The organism is Thiohalophilus sp., assembly GCF_031581315.1.
Taxonomy (GTDB): Bacteria; Pseudomonadota; Gammaproteobacteria; order UBA6429; family Thiohalophilaceae; genus Thiohalophilus.
The window spans coordinates 1-5,975 of sequence record NZ_JAVLAZ010000119.1; the positions used below are offsets into that span (position 1 = coordinate 1).

The window sequence follows — 5,975 nt, forward strand, 5'->3', positions numbered from 1 at the left end:
AACAAATCCACCCTGTGGCGTAAACTGCAAAGCTACAAACAGGAAGACGAGAGCGAGTAACTACGCCGGGACACTTCTCAATTAGTCTGGAAATTAACGCGGAGTTCGTGGAGGCGCAAAGTAATAATTATCTGAGTTTACTGTGGTGTTGTATTAGCACACAGCCTATGACAGTGTTCATGAACAATGTTATCAAATCACTTCTCCGCGTCTCTGCGCCTCCGCGAACTCCGCGTTTTCTACAAGGCGTCGAAAAATGAGTGAAGTGTGTTTCTCGCACGCTGCTCCGCTGAATTTTTTCGTACGTGCATTGTCTTAATTACGGGTTATCGTGGATATTCGCGGTTATGTCATTTCTTCCAAAATGGTTTTGTTGCTTTGGTTTGCTGCTGTTGCCGGCAGGTGCTGTCGCTGAGGAACTGCGCAATCAGCTGGCCGATCACGGCTCGGCCTATCTGGCCATGCACGGCGGCGACCCGGTGCACTGGCAACAGTGGAATGCCCGGACCGTCTCCCTGGCTAAAAAGCAGAATAAATTGCTGTATGTCTCCAGTGGTTATTTCTCATGTCACTGGTGCCACGTGATGCAGCGCGAGAGCTATCAAAACGATCGGATCGCGGCGTTACTCAACGAACACTTCATCCCGGTCAAGGTGGATCGCGAACTGAACCCGGCGCTGGATAACCGGCTGATTGATTTCGTCGAGCGTACCCAGGGCCATGCAGGCTGGCCGTTGAATGTTTTTGTGACGCCTGAAGGTTACCCACTGGTCGGTATGGTGTATCAGCCGCCGGAAGATTTTCGAAGAATTCTCGAACGTATTCGTGATGAGTGGCAGGCCCAGGCACCGCAACTCAAGGAACTGGCACAACGCTCCAGCAGCGAACTCGCCGGCAACACCCCTTCCCCGCGCGATACCGGCGTGGCACAACTGCGGCAACAGCTGCACAACGCCAGCATGCAACGGTCCGATGAATTGCAGGGGGGCTTTGGCGATCAAAACAAGTTTCCCTCGGTGCCGCAGCTGAATGCCCTGCTGGAACTCGAACAACAGAAACCGGATGACAGCCGGCGCGCGTTCCTGCACATCACCTTGCAGGCCATGGCTGAACAGGGCCTGTACGATCATCTGGCGGGCGGGTTTTTCCGTTATACGGTGGACCCCGGTTGGCAGGTACCCCATTTCGAAAAGATGCTGTATGACAATGCGCTGCTGGCCTCGCTCTATCTGCGTGCGGCCGAACAGTTCGATGAGCCGGCTTACCGGCAGGTGGGCCTGGAAACACTCGCGTTTATGCAGCAAGAGTTTCAACGCAACAGCGGCGGATTGCTGGCGAGTTTCTCCGCGCTCGATGACCAGGGCATCGAAGGCGGCTATTATCTGTGGCAGGAGTCACAATTGAAACAGGCGCTCAACCCCGGTGAATTTCAGGTGGCCCGGCGCATCTGGGGCGTCAACGGTCCCCCCGAGCTGGAGCACGGTCATCATCTGCATCGCGCCGACAGTATCGAGTTCGTGGCCAAAGCACTGGAAAAAACGCCGGGACAGATCAGCACTATCCTGGAACAGGCCAGGCACAAGCTGTTACAAGAGCGTCGCCAACGTACGTTACCCAAAGACAGCAAACAGATCGCCGCCTGGAACGGTCTGGCGCTCTCGGCCCTGGTGGATGGCGCCCGACATGAGCCCCGTTTTGCGCGCAGCGCCTCGCATTTGCGCAACTTTATTGTGGTGCAGTTGTGGGATGGCAAGAACCTCAAGCGCGCCAGTGGCGGGCAACAGCAACTGGGCCGAGTGGGGCTGGAAGACTATGCCTACGTGGCACAGGGGCTATTGGATTATGCGGCCTATCGTGACCATCCGGCGACACGTAAGGTGGCCGGGCGCATTCTGCGCCAGGCCTGGAAATACTTTTTTACACCACAAGGCTGGTTATTGCAGCAACAGCCTTTGCTCAAGTACGGCGCGCGCCAGCCTGTACTGCCCGACGGTCCCATGCCATCACCCTCGGCGACGCTGATTGCGGCAACCCGGCAGTATATACAACAGCAACCGGACCCGGCCCTGAAAGGATCACTCGAACAGGCGTTGACGTTGCATGAAGTGGCGGTCGAAGCTTCGCCATTCTGGTATGCCAGTCATATCATGCAGCTGCGCTGATACGTCACGTACGGGTTCAGGCAATAAACAGCGTGGCGGGATCCACCGGCGGGACAAATGCGCGAGAGTCCGTTCTGGTACGCCACACACATTCTGCAATTACCATTGGGCGACAATGGGGAGCGTGTTGAGGATTATCTCTGGGTTTAATAAAGATAAAGGTGCAGGATACTATTGGCTCTGATTATGTCAGGCCCAGGCTTCTTCGGATTGCACGTTTCACTTTTTTTCGTAATGACTTGTATTGCAGGTATATCCCATATAAATATGACTTTATCTTGTCAAAGTAAGACAGGTTAAATAGTTCGTTTTTTATGTAGATAGAGTCACTTCCGTCTCTGTGCCATAGTTTGTAGCCGTTCTGGTCAAGCCATGAATTTATTTCGGGCATAAAGGGATTGGTATACAAGCCGCCGTGTGTCTCTATAGATATAACATCGGGGCGGCTTAGCATGTGTTTTATAACATACCATTCTCCTCCCTCGATATCGATACTGATTAAGTTTATGTCTTCTGGGTCTATCTCATTAAATAGAACACATTTGACCTTGATGGTTTCACTTGAGTTTTTGGCGGCCCCGCTGTTTACGATAGCAGGTGTAACTTCGAGATTCTTGGCGTAGGTGGAAGCCCCCGCTTTTACCAGTTCTAGATTACCGCTCTCGTCGCCGACGGCAACAGGATATACCTCAACATTTTCATAGTCTGAATACTGGTTGTATATTTTCTCAAGCGACTGGGGATCGGGCTCTACCAATAAAGCAGGTATTCCGTCATCAATATAATTTCGTATATTCGAGTTCTCAGGGAAATAAACGCCTACCTCGGCAACTTTGGCTGGGCTGTAGCCTTTTTTAGATAATTTTTTATATAGCGGTGTTTGTGACACGTTGTATCCCCCGAAGTGTGTGATGTTTGTTTATGAAGTATTATTACGGGAAGAGCATCAACAGGTATTTATTCTGTGTGATTGGCTCGAATGTTTGATATAGAAAAAGTCGAAAGCCCGGGTGTTACATTGTATCACAATTCCGCACTATACCGTCCGGTTCCTGGGTACCCTGAAATAAGGCTGAAATGGTTCAGGCAATAAACAGCGTGGCGGGATCCACCGGCGGGCGCTCCATAACCTCGAATTCGAACTGGTTAAAGGAGTGAGTCGACAGCAGCAGTTTTTTCAGGCGTACGTAAAACAGCCGGCGTTTCATGTTGACCGACAGCACCGAGTCAATATCGAACACCGAGGCCGGCACGATCAGGCTGCGTCGCTGCTGTGCCGATACCTGTTTGGGGATCAGCAGGCCGCGGAAATAGTCGGTGCCCTCGCCGGTGCCCTGCAGGCCCTTCACCGCCACGGCGACCGCCGAGTTGGCGATGCTCATGATACCCAGCTCCATGCCTTCGGCCGGGCGGGTCTTGAGCCAGCGAATCACGCCCGGCTGCCAGTGCAGACAACGGTCGTTGTCGCACCAGGCGACAATTTCACCCACTTTGACGTTGGAACAACCCGATTCGGGGGTACAGGCCAGTGCCGCCCCATGGGCGCTGGCGTTTTGCTGCCACCAGGGATTGGCGCTGTAATCATGCGCGTGGTAACTGTCTTTTTGCATGGCGGTATCATAGGCCGTTGCCATGACCTCCTGCGCAATGTCGACTTCATCACGATATTTGATTACGAACTCATCCATCTCCGGAGTAAAGGCGTTACGCTGATTAAGATAGTGATGCGCGGCATTTAACCCCATTGCCATGCGAATCGTGGCAGAGTGGCTGTGGCGCGTTGCCTGGCGTTTGAGCGCGCCTTCCCATGCATCCGAGAGCCTCAGCAACATGTCGCGTTGATAGCGCAGCACCATGGAGTGACGATCTTCTTCCAGGTTATGCATGGCGGTCTTGAGGATCCGCTGCAGATGCGCATCCAGGCGTTGTTTGACCTCGTCGATCTCGATAAGGCGTCCGTCCCGTGGCTGCCAATGGATCTCCTCGCTGATAAAGCGTGGCGGCTGATCCGATTCAAAGTCCAGTGCGAACTCCCCGGCCAGCGAATGACCGGGCAATGGCAATAAATGGCAACAGTGCGTCCAGGCCGAGACCAGATAATGAATATCATCCGCTTCGCCGGCCATCAGGTGATAGGGCTCGGCGAGTGACAGCAACAGGGAACGCTTGTAAACCAGGTCGATGGTGTAAGCAACAGGCAGACTGTAATCGGGAACCGGATCATCGACCGGCTGGTCCTGAAAACCCTGTGATTCGGCATAACGGTATAACTGGTGCAGTTCCTGCCAGACATGCTCCGGCTCGGTGGCATAAACCATATAGCAGGTCAGCAGACGCCGACCCAGATACTGGATGCTGTGATAGATCGACTCACGTAACAGCAGTCGGGGGTGTTCCTTTTCCGGCTTGCTTGCGGCCAGTTCGCTGACCACGATTTTGTAGCCCGCCGCCATACCGCTCAGCAGGGTGTGCAAATCGTTGTAGGTATCGAGGTTTTTCTGGCTCAGCGGGATACTGGCCTGCTTCAGATGTCGCGCGAGCGTCACAAGCAACTGGCGCGCGACCGGGCGCAGGGTATCCAGCAGTTGCAGGCGATCCTCCGCCGGGCAGGCGGTCTGGTTGAGCTGCTCCAGCTGCTGGATAAACAGGTGAACGGTCTTGCGGGTATTGGCGGTCGGCAGGTTGTGCAGCCACTCACGCAGCTTCTTGACGCGCATGGGCGGGCGCGCCCGGCGCGACAGGTCCTGGGAGGGAATATCCAGAGCGGGTAGAGTCACTTGCACAGTATCCGGTAATCAAGCCAGTGACAGGGAGTATAACGCAGCTTTGGAAAATTGTGCGGTGCAAACTGCAAACAGTCAGACTGCAGGGTGCAGCAAAGTAACCGCAATATATTGCGGACAATAGAACGGCGGCTCGAACAATTTTTGTGACGAGTGTAGCGATTTGAAGGGTTGTGGCTCCTCATCCGTGAATAGTTACGCAAGGATGTCTGTCGGCGCAAAGTTTGCATGGAGTAAAGGCTGGAATGCCTTGCTCTGTGTGCCGGGGCAGACTTTTCATTCTTGCTAACAATAACAATTCCGGCGCGAACAAATTCATCAAAGGGGGCACCATGAGAGCTCGCATGCTTTTGCTGGCACTCGGTTATTGTGTATTGCAGCCGCTGCTGGCGGCCGAGCCATTGATCATGACAGCACCGCCGCGTGAGTCAAGCGAGGCCGGCCAGAAACAATATGAGGCCACGGCCAATTATATCAGCGAGGTTCTCGACCGGCCGGTGCGCTACCAGCATCCGGGTGCCTGGTTGCGTTATCAACATGACATGCGGAACGATGTTTATGACATCGTCTTCGACGGGCCGCATTTCGCTTCCTGGCGGGTCGCCCACCTCAACCATGAGATGCTGGTCAGATTGCCAGGTTCATTACAGTTTCATCTGCTGGCCGCGGCGGACAATGACCAGGTGAATGAGCCGGATGATATGATCGGCCGCAAGTTCTGCGGTATTTCCCCGCCCAACCTTTCCACCCTGAGTATCCTGGGACACTTTCGCAATCCCGTGCGCCAGCCGGTCGTGCGGGGGATAAAAGGCGGTATGGGGGCGGTATACAACGCCTTTCAAAAGAAACAGTGCGAGGCGTTTGTGGTCCGTACCGCTTACTATCGAAATGCCATGAGCGAAGAGGATCGCAATGGTCTGAAAATCGTCTATACCTCCCCGGCCATGCCCAATCAGTCTATCTCCGTGAGTCGTCGTTTAACCGCTGAAGAGCGAAGCAAGTTGCGTCAGGCGCTGATATCCGACGCGGG

Annotated in this window: 4 protein-coding genes; 2 read left to right on the forward strand and 2 right to left on the reverse strand. The window is 54.1% G+C overall.

Annotation, left to right across the window (positions count from 1 at the left end; translation table 11 throughout):
- Positions 1-347 precede the first annotated feature (347 nt).
- Positions 348-2,162 (forward strand): thioredoxin domain-containing protein, encoded by a 1,815-nt coding sequence (locus tag RI563_RS12245; protein ID WP_310694668.1) that lies wholly within the window; start codon positions 348-350, stop codon positions 2,160-2,162.
- A 184-nt stretch (positions 2,163-2,346) separates the two neighbouring features.
- Here RI563_RS12245 and RI563_RS12250 read toward each other — a convergent pair whose 3' ends face one another.
- Both RI563_RS12250 and RI563_RS12255 read right to left on the reverse strand, forming a co-directional pair.
- Positions 2,347-3,051, reverse strand: coding sequence for an FkbM family methyltransferase (locus tag RI563_RS12250; RefSeq protein ID WP_310694669.1), 705 nt, complete (start codon positions 3,049-3,051; stop codon positions 2,347-2,349).
- Positions 3,052-3,244: 193 nt separating this feature from the next.
- Positions 3,245-4,939, reverse strand: coding sequence for a hypothetical protein (locus tag RI563_RS12255; RefSeq protein WP_310694670.1), 1,695 nt, complete (start codon positions 4,937-4,939; stop codon positions 3,245-3,247).
- Positions 4,940-5,289: 350 nt separating this feature from the next.
- Here RI563_RS12255 and RI563_RS12260 point away from each other — a divergent pair.
- Positions 5,290-5,975: PhnD/SsuA/transferrin family substrate-binding protein (locus RI563_RS12260; RefSeq protein WP_310694671.1), on the forward strand; the 686-nt coding region annotated here is incomplete at its 3' end.